This is a genomic window from Streptomyces sp. NPDC020845, from assembly GCF_044334165.1.
Lineage (GTDB): Bacteria > Actinomycetota > Actinomycetes > Streptomycetales > Streptomycetaceae > Streptomyces.
The window spans coordinates 632,946-654,571 of record NZ_JBIRSJ010000005.1 but is presented as its reverse complement, the minus strand read 5'-3'; the positions used below and the strand labels follow the sequence as shown (position 1 = coordinate 654,571).

At 71.3% G+C, this 21,626-nt stretch carries 21 protein-coding genes and 1 rRNA gene; 14 read left to right on the top strand and 8 right to left on the bottom strand.

Translation table 11 applies throughout. From position 1 onward, the window contains the following. Positions 1 to 167 precede the first annotated feature (167 nt). The 9 genes from rrf to ACH4U7_RS16015 all read left to right on the top strand — a co-directional run bounded on the left by rrf (position 168) and on the right by ACH4U7_RS16015 (position 7,344). Positions 168 to 284: ribosomal RNA gene (rrf, locus tag ACH4U7_RS16055) — 5S ribosomal RNA — on the top strand. Positions 285 to 370: 86 nt separating this feature from the next. Next, a complete protein-coding gene (locus tag ACH4U7_RS16050) occupies positions 371 to 1,015 on the top strand; it encodes an HAD family hydrolase (RefSeq protein ID WP_398528505.1) in 645 nt (214 codons plus the stop codon). A 39-nt stretch (positions 1,016 to 1,054) separates the two neighbouring features. Continuing rightward, positions 1,055 to 2,284, top strand: coding sequence for an MFS transporter (locus tag ACH4U7_RS16045; RefSeq protein WP_398528504.1), 1,230 nt, complete (start codon positions 1,055 to 1,057; stop codon positions 2,282 to 2,284). Beyond that, positions 2,253 to 3,425 carry an acetoin utilization protein AcuC gene (locus ACH4U7_RS16040; protein ID WP_398528503.1) on the top strand — a complete coding sequence of 391 codons (1,173 nt, stop codon included), beginning with the start codon at positions 2,253 to 2,255 and terminating at the stop codon, positions 3,423 to 3,425. Before ACH4U7_RS16045 ends, ACH4U7_RS16040 begins: the two co-directional genes overlap by 32 nt. A 183-nt stretch (positions 3,426 to 3,608) precedes the next feature. Further along, complete coding sequence (locus ACH4U7_RS16035; protein WP_398528502.1) at positions 3,609 to 4,424, top strand: phosphatase; 816 nt, start codon at positions 3,609 to 3,611, stop codon at positions 4,422 to 4,424. 128 nt (positions 4,425 to 4,552) lie between these two features. After that, positions 4,553 to 4,762 (top strand): helix-turn-helix domain-containing protein, encoded by a 210-nt coding sequence (locus ACH4U7_RS16030; protein WP_135341538.1) that lies wholly within the window; start codon positions 4,553 to 4,555, stop codon positions 4,760 to 4,762. A gap of 157 nt (positions 4,763 to 4,919) precedes the next feature. Further along, positions 4,920 to 5,018: a 30S ribosomal protein bS22 gene (locus ACH4U7_RS16025; protein ID WP_003948845.1), complete on the top strand. Its 99-nt coding sequence runs from the start codon at positions 4,920 to 4,922 to the stop codon at positions 5,016 to 5,018. A gap of 206 nt (positions 5,019 to 5,224) precedes the next feature. Continuing rightward, positions 5,225 to 6,274: an NAD-dependent epimerase/dehydratase family protein gene (locus ACH4U7_RS16020; protein WP_398528501.1), complete on the top strand. Its 1,050-nt coding sequence runs from the start codon at positions 5,225 to 5,227 to the stop codon at positions 6,272 to 6,274. Between the two features lie 14 nt (positions 6,275 to 6,288). Further along, positions 6,289 to 7,344: a lysophospholipid acyltransferase family protein gene (locus ACH4U7_RS16015; RefSeq protein ID WP_385613514.1), complete on the top strand. Its 1,056-nt coding sequence runs from the start codon at positions 6,289 to 6,291 to the stop codon at positions 7,342 to 7,344. A gap of 66 nt (positions 7,345 to 7,410) precedes the next feature. On the opposite strand, the gene ACH4U7_RS16010 is transcribed toward ACH4U7_RS16015, so the two are convergent. The 4 genes from ACH4U7_RS16010 to ACH4U7_RS15995 all read right to left on the bottom strand — a co-directional run bounded on the left by ACH4U7_RS16010 (position 7,411) and on the right by ACH4U7_RS15995 (position 11,775). Continuing rightward, positions 7,411 to 8,628, bottom strand: a complete 1,218-nt coding sequence (locus ACH4U7_RS16010) for a DUF5667 domain-containing protein (protein WP_398528500.1) — start codon at positions 8,626 to 8,628, stop codon at positions 7,411 to 7,413. A gap of 370 nt (positions 8,629 to 8,998) precedes the next feature. Beyond that, entirely contained in the window at positions 8,999 to 9,802 is an 804-nt protein-coding gene (locus tag ACH4U7_RS16005; RefSeq protein WP_398528499.1) for an ECF subfamily RNA polymerase sigma factor, BldN family, read from the bottom strand. Between the two features lie 581 nt (positions 9,803 to 10,383). Further along, a complete protein-coding gene (locus tag ACH4U7_RS16000) occupies positions 10,384 to 11,310 on the bottom strand; it encodes an HAD family hydrolase (RefSeq protein WP_398528498.1) in 927 nt (308 codons plus the stop codon). Positions 11,311 to 11,496: 186 nt separating this feature from the next. After that, a complete protein-coding gene (locus ACH4U7_RS15995; RefSeq protein WP_089509882.1) occupies positions 11,497 to 11,775 on the bottom strand; it encodes a glutaredoxin family protein in 279 nt (92 codons plus the stop codon). Positions 11,776 to 12,097: 322 nt separating this feature from the next. Between ACH4U7_RS15995 and ACH4U7_RS15990 the strand changes: the two genes are divergently transcribed. The 5 genes from ACH4U7_RS15990 to hemB are packed head-to-tail and all read left to right on the top strand — an operon-like array spanning position 12,098 to position 18,165. Further along, positions 12,098 to 12,934, top strand: coding sequence for a redox-sensing transcriptional repressor Rex (locus ACH4U7_RS15990; protein ID WP_398528497.1), 837 nt, complete (start codon positions 12,098 to 12,100; stop codon positions 12,932 to 12,934). Continuing rightward, on the top strand, positions 12,931 to 14,457 hold the full coding sequence (locus tag ACH4U7_RS15985; RefSeq protein WP_398528496.1) for a glutamyl-tRNA reductase: 1,527 nt from the start codon (positions 12,931 to 12,933) through the stop codon (positions 14,455 to 14,457). Before ACH4U7_RS15990 ends, ACH4U7_RS15985 begins: the two co-directional genes overlap by 4 nt. Further along, entirely contained in the window at positions 14,454 to 15,473 is a 1,020-nt protein-coding gene (gene hemC / locus ACH4U7_RS15980; protein ID WP_398528495.1) for a hydroxymethylbilane synthase, read from the top strand. The genes ACH4U7_RS15985 and hemC overlap by 4 nt, the downstream gene beginning before the upstream one ends. Then, complete coding sequence (locus ACH4U7_RS15975; RefSeq protein ID WP_398528494.1) at positions 15,470 to 17,137, top strand: uroporphyrinogen-III synthase; 1,668 nt, start codon at positions 15,470 to 15,472, stop codon at positions 17,135 to 17,137. The genes hemC and ACH4U7_RS15975 overlap by 4 nt, the downstream gene beginning before the upstream one ends. Continuing rightward, a complete protein-coding gene (gene hemB, locus ACH4U7_RS15970) occupies positions 17,134 to 18,165 on the top strand; it encodes a porphobilinogen synthase (protein ID WP_398528493.1) in 1,032 nt (343 codons plus the stop codon). The genes ACH4U7_RS15975 and hemB overlap by 4 nt, the downstream gene beginning before the upstream one ends. A 79-nt stretch (positions 18,166 to 18,244) precedes the next feature. Here the strand turns inward: hemB and ACH4U7_RS15965 are convergent, their stop codons facing one another. From ACH4U7_RS15965 to ACH4U7_RS15950, 4 genes are all read right to left on the bottom strand, one after another. After that, complete coding sequence (locus ACH4U7_RS15965; protein WP_398528492.1) at positions 18,245 to 19,246, bottom strand: ketopantoate reductase family protein; 1,002 nt, start codon at positions 19,244 to 19,246, stop codon at positions 18,245 to 18,247. A 41-nt stretch (positions 19,247 to 19,287) separates the two neighbouring features. Further along, a complete protein-coding gene (locus tag ACH4U7_RS15960) occupies positions 19,288 to 20,247 on the bottom strand; it encodes an SMI1/KNR4 family protein (protein ID WP_398528491.1) in 960 nt (319 codons plus the stop codon). A 57-nt stretch (positions 20,248 to 20,304) separates the two neighbouring features. After that, the gene (locus tag ACH4U7_RS15955) at positions 20,305 to 20,763 is read right to left on the bottom strand and encodes a group II truncated hemoglobin (RefSeq protein WP_398528490.1); all 459 of its coding nucleotides are present in this window, start codon (positions 20,761 to 20,763) and stop codon (positions 20,305 to 20,307) included. 207 nt (positions 20,764 to 20,970) lie between these two features. Continuing rightward, positions 20,971 to 21,564: a hypothetical protein gene (locus ACH4U7_RS15950; RefSeq protein WP_398528489.1), complete on the bottom strand. Its 594-nt coding sequence runs from the start codon at positions 21,562 to 21,564 to the stop codon at positions 20,971 to 20,973. Positions 21,565 to 21,626: the final 62 nt, after the last annotated feature.

The following is a 21,626-nucleotide window of genomic DNA, read 5'->3' as shown; positions in this document are numbered from 1 at the left end:
TAGGCCAGATATGGAAGCCGGGTGACCGGTGGAGTTGACTGGTACTAATAGGCCGAGGGCTTGTCCTCAGTTGCTCGCGTCCACTGTGTTGGTTCTGAAGTAACGACCAACCGATCCGCACCATGGTCATGGTGGTGTGTGGTGTTGGTTTGTTTTCTTCATAGTGTTTCGGTGGTTATTGCGTTAGGGAAACGCCCGGTTACATTCCGAACCCGGAAGCTAAGCCTTTCAGCGCCGATGGTACTGCAGGGGGGACCCTGTGGGAGAGTAGGACACCGCCGAACAATCTTTGATAAAAGCCCGGTTGGGAGCCAAGCTCCCAGCCGGGCTTTTTCTTTTTCCCGTGCACTGCCCGAGTAGTCTGAGCGGCATGCGCTACGACCTGGTCATCTTCGACAACGACGGCGTGCTCGTCGACAGTGAGCCGATCTCCAATCGGCTCCTCGCCGCCTATCTGACGGAGTTGGGCCACCCCACCACCTACGAGGACTCCATACGCGACTACATGGGGTCGGCCATGCACCGGATCCATGAGCTGGTCCTCGAACGCACCGGCCGCCGGCTGCCCGCCGACTTCGATGTGACCTTCCACAGCCGCGTGTTCGACGCCTTCCGCCGGGAACTGGAGCCTGTCACAGGCGTAGCCGATGTCCTGGAGAAGCTGAACGCGGACGGCGTTCCGTACTGTGTCGCCTCCTCCGGAAGCCATGAGCGCATACGGGTCGCGCTGCGGAAGACCGGGCTGTATGCACTCTTCGATGAGCAGCGCATATTCAGCTCCGAGGATGTGGGGAGGGGCAAGCCCGCACCGGATCTGTTTCTGCATGCGGCGCGGACGATGGGGGTGCCGCCGGAGCGGTGTGCGGTTGTCGAGGACAGCCCGCTGGGGGTGCAGGCCGCCATCGCCGCCGGGATGGATGTGTACGGATATACGGCGATGACGCCGGCCGCCAAGCTCGCCCGCGCCCACGCCCGTTTCGCGAAGATGGCAGAACTTCCGCAATTGCTCGCCTGATCTCGCCTAATACGGCGTGGGGCCGTACGCTCCTCGGCCATGACAGATACGCGCCCGACCCCGCGGCTGCGGCACGGCCGGGCCTCGCTGGCCGTCAGTTTCTTCGTCCAGGGCGCGGTCTTTGCTCTGCTGGTGACCCGAATACCCGCGCTGCAGGACCGGTATGGGGTGTCCGACGGGCTGCTGCCCGCGTTCCTCGCCGCGGTTCCGATCCTCGCGGGCGTGGGCAGCGTCGGGACGGAGCACCTGGTCAAGCGGGTGCGGCCGGGGCTGGTGCTGCGTTGGGCCCAGCCGGTGGTCTCCGTCGCGCTGCTCACGGCCGGGTCGGGTACGGCGCTGTGGCAGCTCGCCCTCGCGCTCGCGGTCTTCGGGCTCTCCGTCGGTGCCCTCGATGCGTCGATGAACATGCTCGGCGTCACCCTGCAGCATGCGTACGGGCGGAGCATCATGCTCGGCTTCCATGCCGCGTACAGCCTGGGCGGGATCGGCGGGGCGTCGCTGGCCTGGGCGGGCGCGCACTGGGATGTGCCGCTGCCCGTGCTGTATGCGCCACTTGTCGCGACACTCGTGCCGGTCGCGCTGTTCGCCAGCCGCTGGTACATGGATCGAGCGGGGCAACAGGAAAAGGACCGGAAGCAGGAGAGCCCGGAGGACGAGCAGGCGTCCGCCGCCGTCAGCATGAAACTGCTGCTGCCACTCTGCCTCGTGATGTCGTTCGCCTATATCGGTGACTCGACGGTCTCCAACTGGAGTGCCAAGTACCTGGAGGACGTGCTGCACAGCTCCGAGCAGCTGGCCACCGTCCCGTACAACGTCTATATGGTCACCGCCCTTCTCGGCCGTACCTTCGGCGACCTCGGGGTGCGCCGCTTCGGCGCGGTCGCCGTCGTGCGGGTCGGCACCCTGCTCGCGTCGGGCGGGTTCGCGGTCGTCGCGGCGGCGCCCGGGGCGTGGGTGGGGATGCTGGGGTTCACGCTGCTGGGGCTGGGGCTGTGTGTGCTGGTGCCGCAGACCTTCGCGGCCGCCGGGCGGCTGTTCCCGGGGGCGTCGGACGCCGCGATCGCGCGCCTCAACATCTTCAACTACGTGGGCTTTCTGATCGGCTCCCCGCTTGTCGGCGCACTGGGCGGCGCATGGAGTTACCGGGGGGCGATGCTGGTGCCCATGGCGCTGGTGCTTGCGACCCTGTGGTACGCGAGGTCGTTTGCGCCCACTCCTGCCCGATACGGTGATGGACATGAGCGGTCGCGCACAGTTGATGTGGGATGAGGGTCTGACGGCGTACGACTTTGGCGCCGGACATCCGATGGACCCGGTCCGTCTGGCGTTGACCATGCGCCTGGTGGAGGCGTTCGGGCTCGACCGCGCCGTCGAGGTGGTCGCTGCCAAGCCCGCCGGGGAGTCCACGCTGCGGCTGGTGCACCGCCGGGACTACATCGAGGCGGTGCGGCGGGCGTCGGCCGATCCGGCCTCGGCGGACGGCTCGTACGGTCTTGGCACCATCGACGATCCGGCCTTCGCCGGGATGCACGAGGCATCGGCGCTGATCGCCGGCCAGTCGGTCGCCGCGGCGGAGAGCGTATGGCGCGGGGACGCGCTGCACGCCGTGAACTTCTCGGGCGGGCTGCATCACGCGATGCCGGGCGGGGCCGCCGGATTCTGTGTGTACAACGACGCGGCGCTCGCGATCGCGCGGCTGCTGGAGATGGGTGCGGAGCGGGTCGCGTACGTGGACGTGGACGTGCACCACGGGGATGGGGTGCAGGCGGCGTTCTGGGACGACCCGCGGGTGCTCACCATGTCGCTGCACGAGCACCCGAGGACCCTGTTCCCGCAGACCGGATGGCCGGAGGAGACGGGCGGGGAGCGGGCGCCGGGCGGTGCGGTGAATGTGGCGCTGCCGGCCGGGACCGGGGACGCGGGGTGGCTGCGGGCGTATCACGCGGTGGTGCCGGAGCTGTTGGCGGCGTTCCGGCCCCAGGTGCTGGTGACGCAGCACGGCGCGGATACGCATGTGGAGGATCCGCTGGCGCATCTGACGGTGACCGTGGACGCACAGCGCGCGGTCGCGGAGAGCTGTCATGAGCTGGCGCATGAGCACGCGGACGGGCGGTGGATCGCGCTGGGCGGCGGCGGGTACGCGGTGGTGGATGTGGTGCCCAGGACGTGGACGCATCTGGTGGCGATCGCCGCCGGGCGGCCGGTGGCGCCGGAGGCGGAGGTGCCGGAGGAGTGGGGACACGAGGTGTACCGGCGGACCCGGCAGTCGGCGCCGCGGCGGATGACCGACGGGCGGTCGCCGCAGTGGCGGGACTTCGGGGAGTGGGGGTACGACCCGGGGGACCGGCTGGACCAGGCGATCCTCGCGACCCGCCGGGCGGTCTTTCCCCATCACGGGCTGCTGCCCTGAGACGCCCAGTCGCTGCCGTCCCGCAACGCCCAGGCCCTGCCGTCCCGCAACGCCTGGGCCTGCTGCCCTGGAACACCCAGGCCCCGGGCCCCGGGTGCCGGGCCTCGGGTGCCGTTAGGCCAACCGTGGCAACTCTCGCCGTTCTTCGGCCTGCGGTCGCGGCGATCCGTCAGCATCGATGACGTGCCCCGTACCGCCGCGCTGCGTGCGCATCTGCTGGCCGCGCGGCTCGCCGGGCCGGTGGCCACGAGCCGGGAGCGGAGCCTGCGCAGCTACCGGCTCTTCGCCGCGCGCGACCCCCGGGTGCTGCTGGGTATAGAGCCCGAACATGACTGGTCCTTCCCGGAGTTACTTCGCCTCATGAGCGATAAATGCGGGGTTTCGGATAATCCGGCGCTCACCTCAGGCCAGGATGTGATCGATCCGGATCTGACCATCGCCGCGCTCGACGCCTTCGCGGAGCGGCTGGCCGCGGCCGCCGCCATGGGCGCGCCGGTGCTGCTCGGGACCGGGCATCCGCACCGCCTCCTCGGGTTCTACGCCGCGTTGGCGGCGGCGCTCTCGGCGGCCGGCTGCCCTGTTCTCACCCCCGCGCAGAATAGATGTATCGACATAACGACCCAGTTCGGCGTACGCACCTACAACATCGTCTACGTACGAGGAGTCGCGATGGTGCGGGAACCCGGCGCGCGAAACGAGGCTCGCGACCCGGGTTGCCACAGTCATTCACCGCTCCCGGTTCGGGTGGCTCTCGGCTGTGCCGCCGACCGTGGCGGCCCCCTCCCCGGGTTGGTCATCGGGGACCACGGATGGGTGTGCGGGGCAGGTCAGCTGGGGTTTGAGGCCATCGGCCTGGCGGACGCGGACGACCCCGCGCCGTTCGTCGGCCAGGCGGAGGGGCGGGTGTCGGTGGCGGTTCCGCTTGACGACGCTGTGCGGTCCGCTTACTACCGACCGATTACTCGCTATGTACTCAATCGGGCGTGTCTGTCACAGTAGGCGTCCGATCGCTACTCCTCTTCCCCACTCGTATCACGCGCCCCTAATCTGGTGAGGAGCGCGCATGCGAGCAGGAGTCACCGGAGGGGAAGCCGGTGCCCGACATGTGCGGAAGGTTCAGGTGTGTCATGGCTGCTGGCGAAAGGCCTCTGAACGAGGTTCAGTTTCTGACCGTGGCGGAAGTCGCCGCGGTGATGCGAGTGTCCAAGATGACCGTGTACCGCTTGGTGCACAGCGGTCATCTGCCGGCGATCCGGGTGGGCAGGTCCTTCCGGGTCCCAGAGCAGGCGGTTCATGAGTATCTCCGCGAGTCCTATGTGGGGGTGGAGTCCGCCTAGGCCCGGACGGGCCCTCAGGCCCGGACGTGCCTGACGGCAGGGCCCAGGGCGCCCCTCGGATTACGCGCTTCGCTCGGCGCCGGGTAGGCTGGCCCGATGTAGGTCGTGTGGGCTCGGACGCCCCGCACCGAGTGAATCGAAGTGAGCGAGGGTAGTCGTGGGCTCTGTTATCAAGAAGCGGCGCAAGCGGATGGCGAAGAAGAAGCACCGCAAGCTGCTCAAGCGCACGCGCGTCCAGCGTCGCAACAAGAAGTAAGCAAGCGACGCTGTGTTCGTCCCGCAGCCCTTCCACCGACGGTGGGAGGGCTGCGGCGCGTGCACACGGGGCTGCTCCCAGCGCCGCCGGACCCTCGTCCTAAAACCTCGTAACGTGCGGCGAGTGGTCATCACAGGGCAACATCCAGCGGTTACGGTGTTCGCCTCGGCCCAGCTCGCACGAGGGTGGGAAGGAAGGCGCTGATCTTGGGAAAGGTCGTGCTCGTCACCGGAGTCGCACGCCGCCTGGGGGGCCGCTTCGTACGGCGCATACAGCGCGAGCCCGATGTCGCCCGGGTGATCGGCGTGGACGCCGTCACCCCCGAACACCACCTCGGCGGGGCCGACTTCGTACGTGCGGACATCCGCCACCCCGCGATCGGGAAGCTGCTCGCCGAGACCGGCGTCGACACCGTCGTCCACATGGACATCAACGGCACCCCGCTCGGCGGGCGCGGCAGCCGCACCTCGGTCAAGGAGACCAACGTCATCGGCACCATGCAGCTGCTCGGCGCGTGCCAGAAGGCGCCGTCGGTCCAGCGGCTCGTGGTCAAGTCCAGCACCAATGTGTACGGCTCCGCGCCCCGCGACCCCGCCGTCTTCAGCGAGACCACCCCGCCCAAGTCGCTCCCCAGCGGCGGCTTCGCCAAGGATGCCGTCGAGGTCGAGGGGTATGTACGGGGCTTCGCCCGGCGCCGCCCCGATGTGGCGGTCTGCGTGCTGCGCTTCGCCAACATCCTGGGGCCCTGCGCGGACTCCCCCCTCGCCGAGTACTTCGCGCTGCCCGTGCTGCCCACCGTCATCGGCTACGACCCGCGGCTGCAGTTCGTCCACGAGGAAGACGCCATCGAGGTGCTGCGGATCGCCGCCTCCGAGCCGTCCCGGGGAACGCTCAACAGCGGCACCTTCAATATCGCGGGCGACGGTGTGCTGCTGCTCTCACAGGCCGCCCGGCGGCTCGGCCGCCCGACGCTCCCGCTGCTGCTGCCGACCCTGAGATGGGCCCGTACCGCGCTGCGCTCCGTCGCGATCACCGACTTCTCGCCCGAGCAGATCCGGCTGCTCACGCACGGCCGCGTCGTCGCCACCAATCAGATGCGCGAGACGCTGGGCTTCGAGCCCCGATACTCCACGGCCGGCGCCTTCGCCGACTACGCCCGCAGCCGCGGGCCCGGGCTGCTCCCGCCCGAGACCCTCGCCCGTACCGTCGACCGGCTCGCCGGGCTGCTGCCCGCCCGCGGCGCCGTCCAGAATTGAGGAGCGCAACCACCATGGCGGATGCCAAGGTCATTCCGTTCGGTGAGGAGCCGCGGTCCCGGCGCAAGGGTCAGCGGCAGGGGCGTACGCACCGGGCCGCCCAGGGCCCGCTCAAGCCCGTCCCGCAGCAGCGTGACGAGGAGCGCGACCAGCGGGCGGAGACGCTTGCGGCGGCCGCCGCGACGCCGCCGTTGCCGCCCCACGACCCGCCGGGAGGCGGCGCCCCCGCGGGCGGCTGGGAGCGGCGGCTGGCGCACGGCCTGAGCTTTCTGCGCCGCCGGGTCACGGGGGAGTACGAGGTCGACGACTTCGGCTATGACGAGGACCTGACCGACCAGGTTCTGATGTCGCTGCTGCGCCCGATGTACGAGAAATACTTCCGGGTCGAGGTGAAGGGCATCGAGAACATCCCGGACAGCGGGGGCGCGCTCGTCGTCGCCAACCACTCCGGGGTGCTGCCGCTGGACGGGCTGATGCTCCAGGTCGCGGTCCACGACCACCACCCGGCGGACCGCCATCTGCGGCTGCTCGCGGCCGACCTGGTCTTCGTGCTGCCGGTCATCAACGAGCTGGCGCGCAAGCTCGGGCATACGCTGGCGTGCGCCGAGGACGCCCAGCTGCTGCTGGAGCGCGGCGAGGTGGTCGGGGTGATGCCGGAGGGCTTCAAGGGGATCGGCAAGCCGTTCTCCGAGCGGTACAAGCTGCAGCGCTTCGGGCGGGGCGGCTTTGTCTCGACGGCGCTGCGCGCCGGGGCGCCGATCGTGCCGTGCTCGATCGTCGGCGCCGAGGAGATCTACCCGATGATCGGGAACGCGAAGACGCTCGCGCGGCTGCTGGGCTTCCCGTACTTCCCGGTCACGCCGACCTTCCCATGGCTGGGGCCGCTCGGCGGGGTGCCGCTGCCGACGAAGTGGACGATCCAGTTCGGTGAGCCGATCCCGACGGACTCGTATCCGCCGGAGGCGGCGGATGACCCGATGCTGATGTTCAACCTGACCGACCAGGTGCGCGAGACGATCCAGCACACGCTTTACAAGCTGCTGGTGCAGCGGCGGTCTGTCTTTTTCTGAGCGCTTTCTCAGGCGGCGCCCGGGTTCCATGGGGAACGCCGGGCGCCGCCTCCGTCGTACGCGCCACTACTTCCCGTCGCCGTCGATGCCGAGGCCTGGCAGCAGGTCGGGCAACAGCGGCGGGATGGTGATCTCCGGCTGGGTCGGCTTGGTGCCCGGGTCGCCCTTGCCGGAGGACGGGAGCGGGGTCGGCTCGCCCGTCGGCGGATCCAGCAGATCGCCGGCGCCGCCGATGAGGCCGCCGTCCTCGAGGTGGGACGGCGCCGAGGGGCGCGGGCGGCTGTCGTCCCCGCTGGGGCGGGGGGCGCTCGGCGTGGTCACGGCGGGCGCCGGGATGTTGGAACCGCCCGTGGTGGTCCGCTCGGGTGGCTCGACCACCGAGTGACCGGTGTTGTCCCGGCCGTCGCGGGAGGAGGGCAGCAGGGACTGCAGCGGACCGACCTCTTGGTCTATGGCGTCGAACACCGAGCTCACCTCGTCCCCCACGTCCATGAGCTGGACGGGCAGCTTCTCGCGCAGCCGGGACCAGCCATCGCGGTGGGAGCGGGAGAAGGACGACAGCGTCCGCATGGGGCCGAGCGAGCCGTCCCGCTCATAGACCTTGTGCAGCAGCCGGTGGCCCTCGGAGGCGTCATGGCGCATCCCGGCGAGGGTCTTGCGGATCTCGCTCAGCGATTCGTGGTCCAGGTCGCCCGAGCGGCCCCGCTCCATCAGCCGGCGCGCCTCGCTCATCCGGGTCGACGCCTGGTCCAGATACAGCCGGCCGCGGTCGGCGTCGTCGTCGGCCATCTCGAGCTTCAGATCCTCTATGCCGCGCTTGAAGCCATAGAGGGTGTCACCGGGCAGGGCGTCGGAGCTGGCCGCGGCGACGCCGCCGAACGCGCCCGCCGCCACCCCGACCGTGAGCCCTCCGGCGGCCAGCCCCTTGGACCAGCGGGAGCGGGGGCGCAGTCTGCTGAGGGGGGTCGCCCGGTGGGCGCGGGGCGGCCGCTGCCCGGGCACCTGGGGAGCGCCCTCGGCGAAGGCCGCTTCCATCGCGGCTACCAGCTGGGCCCGCTGGGTGACCCGGACCTCGGGATCCAGCTTCGGTGCCGGCAACTCCCCGAGCCCGCTCGTCAGGGCCAGCAGCCGTCTGTGCTCCGCGCTGTCGGCCGAAGAGCCGGGCTGCTCGGCGCCCGCCGCGCCCTGGGAATCCTGGCGGCTGTCCCTCTCCAGGGCCTCCAGGGCCTCCAGGGCCTTGGCGAAGGCGTGAGCCCGCCGGTGCGCCGATACGTTCGCGATCACAGGCGGCACCTCCTCTCGTCATGACGGTCCACTCCCCAGGACACCTGGAAGGTTGCACGCCGCATGCCTTTCCACCCGAACGAGTGGGGTGTCTATGGAAGGACGTGACCGCAAGGAGCCTGCATCCTCCTCAACGAGCGGCGCAGCACCAGGGTTACGCCCTCCCGATGATCGGACGGGGCGTGGTGGCGCCGCCACACGAAGGGACGCGCCGCCCGCGCCGGAGGCGCTGATGTGCGCTGTGAAAGGGAGAGCGCGCGGAGGCCCTGAGGTACGAGGGGCCGAGCACGGTCGACTGTCGATAGGGGACACCTCCCAGCGGTAGCTGGGGGAGGCTGAGGCGCCTCGAAGGCAAATCGAGCACTGTGGGTCAGCGGGCGTCCTCGGGGAGGAGCCGGGCCAGGGTACGGACAGCCCGGTACTGGAGGGTCTTGATCGCGCCTTCGTTCTTCCCCATGACGCGGGCGGTCTCGGCGACGGAAAGGCCCTGGAGGAAGCGCAGTGTCACGCACTCCTGCTGCTGCGGGTTGAGCTTGCGCACGGCCTGGAGCAGCGCGGCGTTGGAGAGGGATTCCAGGACGGAGTCCTCGGGGGAGCGCTCGACCTCATTGGCGTCGAGCATTTCGCCGGTGGTGACCTCCAGCCGGAAGCGGCTGGATTTGAAGTGGTCGGCGACCAGATTGCGGGCGATGGTCACCAGCCAGGCACCGAAGTCACGGCCCTGCCAGGTGAAGGTGCCGATGCGGCGCAGCGCCCGCAGGAACGTCTCGCTGGTGAGGTCTTCGGCCGTGGCCCGGCCGCCTACGCGGTAGTAGATATAGCGGTAGACGGTGTCGGCGTACTGGTCGTACAGCCGGCCGAAGGCCTCGGCCTCGCCCGCCTGAGCGCGCTCGACGAGGTCCATCATGCGGCGGCTGTCGCTGTCCGCGCCTGGACGGCGGGCGGTGGACGTGCCGCCGCGGGAGCGTCTGCCGACCGCCGCGCCGCCGTCGGCCAGGGCATAGCAGGAGCTGGCGGGGCCGGCCGCGCCGTCGGTGCCGACAGCGCCGACGGGCATGGGTGTGGCGAGGGCGGGGCCGGCATACGCGGTGGGGACGAAGCCGCGCAGACAGTCGAGGACCGTTGCGCGCAGCGTAGCCAGGCCCGAGGCGTCAACCCCGACGTGTGGGTACACGGGACTCCCAGAGGCAGAGCTTCCATCACGTGCAGTACGGGACCGTTCACCCGCCGTAGGGACGCGTGGGTACCGATTTGCGTCTAAGGAGAATAACGCTTCGTACAGGCAACGCTACACCCAGTTGTCCAAATCATCGTTTCAGTCTGCTCCGTTATGGGTTGATGACCGATCAAGTATCGAATGCAGTAGGGCTCTTGACCGGTAAGTGTCGGGGTCTGCGCGATTTCGTGGCGTGTTGTGCAAAAGGGGCGGTAAGAGGGCAGGCCGGGGCCTTGTGGGTCGGGAAACCGGGATTGACCGGCTGGGCGCGGCCGTGGTCAGCCGATGACGCTCCGGGGGCGGGGTGGCGCGCCGGGGGCCGTCATCACGGACGGTCATCGCCCGGCGCGAGTGGTCGGGTGTCGGCGCAAGCGGTCAAGGGTGAAGGCCGAGGCCACAGGGTGACGGCTGGCGGCTGGGCGACGCCCCGTGGCGCCTCTGTGCCACGCGGCGGAGCCGCATATCGAATGCGGCCTGTGGCTCTGCGTGGTGTCTGTGTGCCGCGCCGCGTCAGCCACGCGGTGTCAGATGCGGCGGTGTCAGAAGCGGCGGCGGCGGTGCAGGGCCATGGCGGCCGCCGTGCCGCCCGCCACCGCGCCGACCCCGGCCGCCGCAGGGATGCCGATCTTGGCGGCCTTGCGGCCCGTACGGTAGTCGCGCAGCCGCCAGCCGTGCTCGCGCGCGTGCTTGCGCAGCCGCCCGTCCGGGTTCACCGCGTACGGATGGCCGACGATCGACAGCATCGGAATGTCGTTCGAGGAGTCGCTGTACGCGGCGCAGCGCGACAGGTCAAGGCCCTCGGCCGCCGCCAGCGCCCGTACCGCCTCGGCCTTGGCCGGCCCGTGCAGCGGCTCGCCGACCAGCTTGCCCGTGTACACCCCGCCGACCGACTCGGCCACGGTGCCGAGCGCACCGGTCAGGCCCAGCCGCCGGGCGATGATCGTCGCGGTCTCCACCGGGGCGGCGGTCACCAGCCAGACCCGCTGTCCGGCGTCGAGGTGGGCCTGGGCGAGGGCGCGGGTGCCTGGCCAGATGCGGTCGGCCATGTACTCGTCGTAGATCTCCTCGCCGATCGTCATCAGCTCCGAGACCCGGTGGCCCTTGACGATGGACAGGGCGCTGCTGCGCACGTCCTCCATATGGGCCGGGTCCTCGACGCCGGCCAGCCGGAACCAGGTCTGCTGCCAGGCGAAACGGGCCAGCTCGCGCTTGCGGAAGAAATGGCGCTTGTAGAGGCCGCGGCCGAAGTGGAACAGAGCGGCGCCCTGCATGACCGTGTTGTCCAGGTCGAAGAAGGCGGCCGCCCGCTCGTCCCCGACGACGGGGAACTCCGGCTCGGGGACCTCGGGGGGCGGGGGCGTCTGGGCCGAGGACTTGCGCGCGGCCTCGGCCGAGGCTTCTCCGGCGAGGACGCTCGCTTCGGTGGCGAGGTGTCGACGACGGGTGAACCATCCCAATGCGGCCATGGGCTGAGCATAGCCAGCCATTCCCCGCATCCCGTTACGGCCGGGTGTCGGGACGATTCAGCCGCGCCGACTTCCCGGATACGGAACGGGTCCGGAAGGGCTCCGGAAGGGCTGCGGAAGGGCTGCGGAAGGGCTGCGGAGCAGCCCGGGACGGGGCCGGGACGGGGGCGGGGCGCGGGCGCTCGCTCAGCCGCGCAGCGCCTTCCGGAGCCGATCCGGGTTCACCCGCCAGAAGTCGTGCTGTGCGCCGTCGACGAGGACCACCGGGATCTGCTCCCAGTACTTGCGGTAGAGCTCTTCGTCCTGGGTGATGTCCTTCTTCTCCCAGGACGCGCCCAGCTCGCCGCAGACCTTCGCGACCACGGCCTCGGCGTCCTCGCACAGATGGCAGTCGGGCTTGCCGATCAGCGTGACCGTGCGTTCGGCGGGGTTCTTGCGCGGGGTGCGGCGCAGCAGCGGGCTCATGTCCGCCATTGTGCCCCGCGCCGTCGATTACGATCGTGGGCGATTTGTTGCTGTCTGTGCTGCTGCCCTGGAGGCAAGCGGTGAGGAGTGAGGGCCCGTGCTCCCGTCGGCGTCCCGGCCGTGCGGATGTGGCCGCCGGGAACGGTGTGACACCCGTTGCGGTTCCACGAGCAGGTCGAATGGATGCGTGACACCGGTCACTTTGCTCGGACAAAGCGGACACCATCTTTGTGCACGCGTTCACAAAGACATAGCCTGCTGTCGATGGGGACGTCCTGAAACATGCGGACGCCCGCAGCCCCGCTCTACCCGCAGGAGCACCGTGGCAACTGGCCGAACTCACCGACCGGCGACCCGAAGCCGAGGGATCCCCGAGGCCACCGTCGCCCGGCTTCCGCTGTACCTCCGTGCGCTGACCGCGCTCTCCGAGCGCTCGGTGCCCACGGTCTCCTCGGAGGAGCTCGCGGCTGCGGCCGGGGTCAATTCGGCCAAGCTGCGCAAGGACTTCTCCTACCTCGGGTCGTACGGCACCCGCGGGGTCGGCTACGACGTGGAGTACCTCGTCTACCAGATCTCGCGTGAGCTGGGCCTCACCCAGGACTGGCCGGTTGTGATCGTCGGTATCGGTAACCTCGGCGCGGCGCTCGCCAACTACGGCGGCTTCGCCTCCCGCGGCTTCCGGGTCGCGGCGCTGATCGACGCCGACCCGGCGATGACCGGCAAGCCGGTCGCGGGCATCGCGGTGCAGCACACCGACGAGCTCGAGCAGATCATCACCGACAACGGCGTGTCGATCGGCGTCATCGCCACCCCGGCCGGCGCGGCCCAGCAGGTCTGTGACCGGCTGGTGGCCGCCGGGGTCACCTCGATCCTCAACTTCGCCCCCACCGTGCTCTCGGTGCCGGACGGGGTGGACGTACGCAAGGTCGACCTGTCGATCGAGCTGCAGATCCTCGCCTTCCACGAGCAGCGCAAGGCGGGCGAGGAGACGGGCGCGCCCGACGAGGCGGCGAGCGCGCAGTCGGCCGCCCAGGAAACGCCGGGGGCCGCCGCCGCGGCGCCGGCCCCGCTCGCCCCGCACCGCGCGGTGCCGGGCGCGGGCACCGACAACGGTCGCCAGGGACCTGACGGGGATGTGCCCGCCGTGATGCCGGCATGAGCCTTCTCGTCGTCGGACTGAGTCATCGCACCGCGCCGGTGAGCGTGCTGGAGCGCGCCTCCCTGGTGGGCGAGGAGCCGGCCAAGCTGGCACAGGACACCCTCGTGGCCGAGCCCGCCACCGAGGCTGCCGTGCTGGCCACCTGCAACCGCATCGAGCTGTACGCGGACGTGGACAAGTTCCACGCCGGGGTCGCCGAGCTGTCCACGCTGCTCGCCCAGCACACCGGGGTCGATCTCGACGAGCTCACCCCGTATCTGTACGTCCACTACGAGGACCGGGCCGTCCACCACCTGTTCTCGGTGGCCTGCGGCCTGGACTCGATGGTCGTCGGCGAGGGCCAGATCCTCGGCCAGATCAAGGACGCGCTCGCGCTGGGGCAGGAGCTGCACACCGCGGGCCGGCTGCTGAACGATCTGTTCCAGCAGGCGCTGCGGGTCGGCAAGCGGGCCCACAGCGAGACCGGTATCGACAAGGCCGGTCAGTCGCTCGTCACCTTCGGCCTCGAACAGCTGGCCGGGGGCACCACGCCGGTGGCGGACTGGGCGGCGGGGCGGCGTGCCCTGGTGATCGGGGCGGGCTCGATGTCCTCGCTGGCCGCGACCACGCTCGCGCGTGCCGGTGTTGCCGAACTGGTGATCGCCAACAGGACATTGGATCGGGCGCGGCGCCTCGCGGAGTCGCTGGCGGGGCAGAGCGCCGGTGCGGATGCCGTCGCCGGTGCCCCGCGCGAGGACGGCTCTGCCGCCGGTCGTCCGCTCATCGCCCGCGCTGTGCCGAGGGATCGTGTCCCGGACGAGCTGCCCTACGCCGACATCGTCGTCTCCTGTACGGGCGCGACCGGCCTGGTGCTGACCGCCGACATGCTGCGCGAAGCCCTCGACCGGCGCGCGGAGCAGCGGGCGGCGGGCACCGCCGGGCCGGGCGCGGCGGAGACCGTCGCGCTGCTCGACCTGGCGATGCCGCGCGACATCGACGCGGCGGCGCACCGCATCGCCGGGCTGCGCCTGGTGGACATCGAGTCGCTGGCCGAGGCCGCGGCCACAGTGTCCGATCAGCCGACTACGTCGGCGGGGCCGATGGCCGCCGACGTCGACCAGGTCCGGGCCATTGTCTCCTCCGAGGTTTCCGCCTTCGGGGCAGCTCAGCGCGCCGCGCACATCACGCCGACCGTGGTCGCGCTGCGTACCATGGCGGCAGATGTGGTCGCCGGCGAGATCGCCCGGCTCGACGGGCGCCTCCCCGACCTCGACGAAAGACAGCGCGCCGAGATCACCCAGACCGTGCGCCGCGTCGTCGACAAGCTGCTGCACGCGCCCACCGTGCGGGTCAAGCAGCTCGCGAGTACGCCCGGCGGTGCCGGGTACGCGGACGCGCTGCGCGAGCTGTTCGACCTCGACCCGCAGGCGGTGGCCGCCGTCAGCCGGGCCGATATGAACGGCACCCGTCCGAACGGCAGCGGCGACACCGGCCGGCCCGGCGCCGCGGCCGTACAGAACGACCCGAAGAGAGGCCGGGCATGAACGCGACACCTCCCGCCGCCTTCGGCCGGGCACACACCCCCGCCGCCCCCAGCACCCCCGCGCCGCTGCGGCTCGGCACCCGGCGCTCCGCGCTGGCCATGGCCCAGTCCGGGCAGATAGCGGACGCCGTGCGCCGCGTCACCGGACGTCCCGTCGAGCTCGTGGAGATCACGACGCGCGGGGACGTCTCGCGCGAGGACCTTGCGCAGATCGGCGGCACGGGCGTCTTCGCCACCGCGCTGCGCGAGGCGCTGCTGCGCGGCGAGATCGACTTCGCCGTCCACTCGCTGAAGGACCTGCCGACCGGGCAGCCCGAGGACCTGGTCCTGGCCGCGCTGCCGACCCGCGAGGACCCGCGCGACGCGCTGATCGCCCGCGACGACCTCACCTTCGCCGAGCTTCCGCCCGGCGCCCGGATAGGCACCGGCTCCCCGCGCCGCACCTCCCAGCTGCGCGCCTGGGCGCGCTCGCTGGGCCTGCGGATCGAGACCGTGCCGATCCGCGGCAACGTCGACACCCGTATCGGCTACGTCCGCTCGGGGGAGCTGGACGCGGTGGTGCTGGCCGCCGCCGGCCTGACCCGCCTGGGACGGCTCGACGAGGCGACCGAGATCCTGGACGCCGACCACATCCTGCCCGCCCCCGGCCAGGGGGCACTGGCAGTCGAGTGCGCCGCCGCCAACGCGGCGCTCGCTGCTCAGCTCGCCGAGCTCGACGACCCGTACACCCGGGTCGCCGTGACCGCCGAGCGTTCCCTGCTCGCCGCCCTGGAGGCCGGCTGCAGCGCACCTGTGGGTGCGCTGGCCGACCTGCTCGGCGACGGTCAGGCTGTCACCGAAATGCGCCTGCGTGGCGTCGTCGGCACCACCGACGGCTCCTCGCTGGTGCAGTTGTCCATCACCGGTCCCGTTCCCGCGGCGCCTGGCGAGGAGGCGGCCCAGCTCATGGGACATGAGCTCGCCGCCGAGATGCTCGCGAAGGGTGCGGCCGGTCTTATGGGGGAGCGAGCACATTGAACCCCAACGCCCCGAACCACCCACCCGGACATGGGCACGTCACCTTCCTCGGTGCGGGCCCAGGAGATCCAGGCCTGCTGACGTTGCGTGCCGTGGAGGCACTAGGCGCCGCTGATGTGCTGATCGCCGATCCACAAGTGCTCGACGTGGTACGTACGCACGTCAGGCCGGGCGTGGCCGCGGACGCTCAGGGCACACCGGAGCAGGCGAGAGCTGACGCGTCGTCAAGCACCGCCGACGTGGCCCTACTCAGGGACACGGCCAATCTTGTCATGGGCGCCGCGCGGAGCGGCAAGCGGGTCGTCCGCGCGGTCGCGGGCGACCCTGGCCTGGACGGATACGCCGCCGACGAGATGCTCGCGTGCGCTGCCGAGGGCATCGTCTTCGAGGTGGTGCCGGGCGTGGCGGCCGCGGTGGGCGTGCCCGCGTACGCGGGGGTGCCGCTGCGGGACGCGCAGGGCACCGATGTGCGCTTCGTGGACGCCCGTACGGCCGACGACCGCTGCTGGAGCGAGGTCGGCTCCTCGGACGCGACCGCCGTGGTCTCCGCGACCCTGGAGACGGTCGCGGCCGCCGCGGGCGAGCTGGTGGCCGCCGGGCGCAAGCCCGACACCCCGCTGACCGTCACCGTCGCCGGTACGACCACCCGGCAGCGCACCTGGACGGCGACGCTGGGCACCATCGCGCAGGTGCTGAAGGCGGCGAAGGTGCTGCCGTCGCCGCAGGGCGCCCAGCCGGTGATAGCCGTCGTCGGCGAGCGCAGCGCGGCCGCGCAGCGCGAACAGCTGGCGTGGTTCGAGTCCAAGCCGCTGTTCGGCTGGCATGTGCTGGTGCCGCGCACCAAGGAGCAGGCCGCCTCGCTCTCGGACCAGCTGCGCTCGTACGGCGCGGTGCCCAGCGAGGTGCCGACCATCGCCGTGGAGCCGCCGCGCACCCCGCAGCAGATGGAGCGCGCGGTCAAGGGCCTGGTGACCGGGCGCTATGAGTGGATCGCCTTCACCTCGGTCAACGCGGTCAAGGCGGTGCGGGAGAAGTTCGAGGAGTACGGGCTCGACGCCCGCGCCTTCGCCGGGATCAAGGTCGCGGCGGTGGGCGAGCAGACCGCCAAGTCGCTCATCGACTTCGGGGTCAAGCCGGACCTGGTGCCCAGCGGCGAGCAGTCCGCGGCCGGGCTGCTGGAGGACTGGCCGCCGTACGACCCGGTCTTCGACCCGATCGACCGCGTCTTCCTGCCGCGTGCCGACATCGCCACGGAGACGTTGGTGGCCGGGCTCATCGAGCTGGGCTGGGAGGTCGACGACGTCACGGCGTACCGCACCGTGCGCGCCTCGCCGCCGCCGGCCGAGACCCGCGAGGCGATCAAGGGCGGCGGCTTCGACGCGGTGCTCTTCACCTCGTCGTCGACCGTGCGGAACCTCGTCGGCATCGCGGGCAAGCCGCACAACGTCACGGTCATCGCCTGTATCGGCCCGGCCACCGCGAAGACCGCGGAGGAGCACGGCCTGCGGGTGGACGTACTGTCGCCCGAGCCCTCGGTGCACAAGCTGGCCGAGGCGCTGGCGGAGTTCGGGGCGGCCCGGCGGCGGGCCGCGACCCAGGCAGGGGAGCCGGTCACCCGCCCGAGCGAGCGGCGGCCCGGTTCACGAAGGAGGGCACGCTCTTGAGCACGCACAGCAGCACGCACGGCGCCACCCCGTACGGGAGCTTCCCCGGCGCCCGGCCGCGCCGGCTGCGGGTGAACGCGGCCATGCGGCGCATGGTCGCCGAGACCCGGCTGCACCCGGCCGAGCTGATCCTGCCCGCCTTCATCCTGGAGGGCGCGGGCGAGCCGGTGCCGCTGGCCTCGATGCCGGGCGTCGTACAGCACACCCGCGACTCGCTGCGGAAGGCCGCCGTGGAGGCGGTCGAGGCGGGCGTCGGCGGGATCATGCTCTTCGGCGTGCCGGAGGAGAGCAAGAAGGACGCGATCGGCACGCCGGGCACCGACCCGGACGGGATCCTGCAGGTCGCCCTGCGCGATGTGCGGTCCGAGGTCGGCGACGAACTGGTCGTCATGTCCGACCTGTGCCTCGACGAGCACACCGACCACGGCCACTGCGGCGTGCTCGACGCCGAGGGCCGGGTCGACAACGACGCGACGCTGGAGCGCTACGCGGAGATGGCGCGGGTGCAGGCGGACGCGGGTGCCCATGTGGTGGGCGCGAGCGGAATGATGGACGGCCAGGTCGGGGTCGCCCGGGCGGCGCTGGACGGCATCGGCCGCCAGGACGTCTCGATCCTCGCCTACGCCGTCAAGTACGCCTCGGCCTTCTACGGGCCCTTCCGCGAGGCCGTGGGGTCCTCCCTCAAGGGCGACCGCAAGACGTATCAGCAGGACGCGGCCAACGCCCGGGAGGCGCTGCGCGAGCTGGCGCTCGACCTGGCCGAGGGCGCCGACATGGTGATGGTCAAGCCCGCGCTGCCGTACCTGGACATCCTGCGCCGGATCGCGGACGAGGCGGACGTGCCGGTCGCCGCGTACCAGATCTCCGGGGAGTACGCGATGGTCGAGGCCGCCGCGGCCAATGGGTGGATCGACCGGGACCGGGCGATCATGGAGACGCTGACGTCCGTACGGCGGGCGGGGGCGGGCATGGTCCTGACCTACTGGGCGACCGAGGTCGCACAGCGGCTGAACCGGGGCGACGTCTGAGACCGCGGCTTTTGTGGTGAGTATGAGACAGCGACACGCCGAAGCGACGGCGTGTCGCTGTCTCATACTCACCACAAGTTCAGGCTGCGTCGCTGATCCGGGTGAGTTGCGCGGCGGTGATCGTGCCGGGGGTGCGGCGCTCGCGTGCGCATTCGTTCGCGGTGTGCCGCAGCGCCTCGTTGACCGGGGTCGGCACTCCGTGGAGCCGGCCCAGCAGCACGATCTCGCCGTTCAGATAGTCCGCCTCGACCGTTCCTGAGCCCCGGACCAGGCTCTGCCACGACGAACCGCCGCCCCACGCCGCACCGCCGGCGACGGGGCGTATGCCCATCTTTCCGTCGCGCACCGCGCTCTGCTCGGCGTCGCTCGCGCGGTCGATGCCCGCCGCGTCGAAGACGGCGCTCGCCTCCGCCTTCGCGCGCCGCACCAGGGCCGCCGCCTCATCGCCTCCGTCCGGCCCGCAGACCGCCTCCACGGCGTTGGCGACGTTGGCCCGCAGCTTGGCGTACTTCCAGCGCATCACGTCCGGCACGACCGGCGCGAGGAAGTGGGACTTCTCCAGGTCGGCCGCGATCTGCCGGGCCGTCTCGTCCGCTCCGGACGGATAGGCGCCCAGGTGGAGCACGCCGGTGCAAGGCGCGCAGGGGGCTATGACCTCGCCCGGCTCCAGATAGGTGGCGGGCAGCCAGACGCACATGGCGTACACCCGGCGGAAGCGGCGCAGCGCCAGCCGCTCGCTCTCCACCCCGTTCTGCGCGCACACCAGCGGCAGCCGGTCGGCCGCCGTGCCGCCGCCGGCCACCGGGCGGGGCGCCCAGGCGTCCAGCGCGGCCACGCTGTCCTGGGTCTTCACGGCCAGGACGAGTACGTCGTCGGGGCGCAGCTCGACGGCCTCGGGCCGGTCGGCCACGGGCACCGGGAGCCGGTGCGTACCGTCGGGCGTCAGCAGCCGCAGCCCGTCCCGGCGCAGCGCCTCGTAGTGCGCTCCGCGCGCCACCAGGACGACGTCGTGGCCGCTCTGGGCGAGCCGCCCGCCGATCGCGCCTCCGACGGCGCCCGCTCCGATGACGACGTAACGCATCCCGGCTGCCCTTTCGCCTGTTCTCTTGCTGGTTCGGGCCGTCACGCTACCGCCCGGGGCCTGTTGTAGTTCATGAACCAGTGGGCGGCGAAGTCGGCGGGCATGGAGTAGGGGTGCTCGGGGTCGGCGAGCATGCGGAAGACGAACTCCGTGGTGGTCATGGCGAACCGGGTCCCGGCCTCGGGGCCGACCTCCGTGACATAGACGGGCCAGGCGTCGGGGTCGGGTCCTTCGGTGATCCAGTAGAACGACGTCTCGTGCTCGGTGCCCGCCCATGGCAGCAGCCCGCCCGGCTCGGGGAACGGCGGGTGCGGCTCCCAGGACGGGGTGCCGTGAGCCTTCGCCCAACCGGACGCGAACTCGGCGCCCTTGACGATGTCGGCCGGCAGATAGAGGTTCAGGAAGCCGTCGAAGGCGCCGTCCCCGAACGTCTCGACCAGCTTCTTGTAGTCGCTCGGCAGCGCCGTGCCCAGCCGCTTCTCGGCCGCCGCGCAGTCGGCCGTACGGATCCGGCCCGACTGCATCCGGTCCAGGCGGATCGGGTCGATGCCCACCCGGTCCGCGTCCCAGCCGGTCACGGCGACGAGCCGGTCCAGCCAGGAGGCGCCGGCGGGCAGCTCGTCCGGCGCCGGGGTGGTGCGCGGGGCCACGACCACCACAAGCCGCGCCTCTCCGCCGACGCGGACCACGCCTGCACCGATCCACCGGCCGCCGAACGCCCAGGCGCGCATCTCGACGACGCGCTCGCCGTCCCCGAAGGAAGCGATGAGCGGCAGCCCCGTCCGCTCGCTCACGGCGGCGTCGGCACGCCCTTCCGATACGAGGGTGCGAGGCTCCCCGTACCAGTCGCTGAGGGTCTCCACGAGCTCGCTCAGGCCCGCCCCGTCGGGGATCGTCAGGCACATATGCCCCGCCCCGTGCCCGGCCGACCGGCAGTCCAGGACCCGGGTGTCCGGCCACACCATGCCGTGGAGGGCGGGCAGCAGTTCGTCTTCGTTCACAGGAGACAGTGAAGCGCGTGCCACTGACATCGGCCCCGACGGGGCGTGCCGACGGGCCTACTGGGGGCCGTTCCAGCCCCAGCGCGGGGTCGGGCCCGGCTCGCCGAGGTCCTGGCCGACGGGTCCGGCGGAGACATCGCGGGCGATCTTGGTGCCCCAGTCGAAGTACTCCACGACGCGGCGGCGCAGCAGCTCGTCGTCCGGGAGCTCCTTCTCCACGGCGGCCGTCATCAGCTCCATCCAGCGGGTCCGCTGCTCCTCGGTGATCGCCAGCCCGAGATGCGACCGCAGCAGGGCCTGGTGACCGCCCAGTTCCTCGGTGAAGCGGGCGGGGCCCGAGAAGATCTCGGCGAGCCAGACGGCGACGTGCTCGATATGGGTACGGCTGAAGTTGGCGAAGACCGGGGCCAGCAGCGCGTCCTCCAGCACCGCTTCGTAGAAGGTGTCGCTCAGCCGGCGCAGGGTGTCCATCCCGCCGATGGCGTCGTACAGCGTCGTGTCGGTGCGCTCGCTCATGCCGTTTCTTTCCCCGTCGTGGCCGTCGTGGGCGCGCTCCGCGACCGTACGGAGCTGCTGATCTCGTCGCGTCTCAGGCTGGGCGAAGAGCGGCGGGAAACCCAGGGGGTTCACCCTGGGCGCAGGAAGCGGTGGTTGGGATTCCGGGCTGCTGTCACGGCCCTGGTGAAGGGCCGTGACAGCAGCGCCTGACGTCGGCGCCCGAGGTCAGCGGGCGGTGGCCCAGGAGTGGGCGACGTCGACGATCAGGTGGTCGCCCGACTGGAGGACCCGGAACGGCAGCCGGGCGCGCACGCCGAGCCCGACCTGCGTCTCACCCTCGAAGCTGGCGCCGTAGCGGGTGTCCTTGAAGGTGCGGTACCCGGCGATGTTCACCCCGGGCAGCGGCTTCCCGGCCCGCCCCGGATACGTCTCGCCGCCGGCCTCCGGGTCATAGCTCGGCGCGGCCACATGGATCTCCAGGATCGCGCCGCCGCCGACTGCGATCGGGTCGCCGGAGCCGTCCTGGTACATCGCGTCGACATAGCCGACGCGGTAGCCGGTCTGGCCGGCCGCCGTGCCGCCCTTGATGTCGAACACCAGACGGTCGTAGCACTCGTGCTGCCCCGCCCTGATGTTCTTCAGCGGCTTGTAGTCCGCATCTTGCGCGGTCTTCTCGCCGCTGCCCCACGCGGTCGCGCAGGCCTCCGCCGAAGCCTTGGCCGTCGTCGACGTGGTGGCGGCACCGGCCGTCCCCGCCGTCGCCGCCAGTCCGGCGCCGGCCAGCGTGAGCGCCGCGAGTGCGGTCCCCCAGCGTCGCATGACTTCCTCCAAAAGATCGGTTGCCAGTTACGTGACGTCCGACTGCCCCGGTTGGGAGGAGG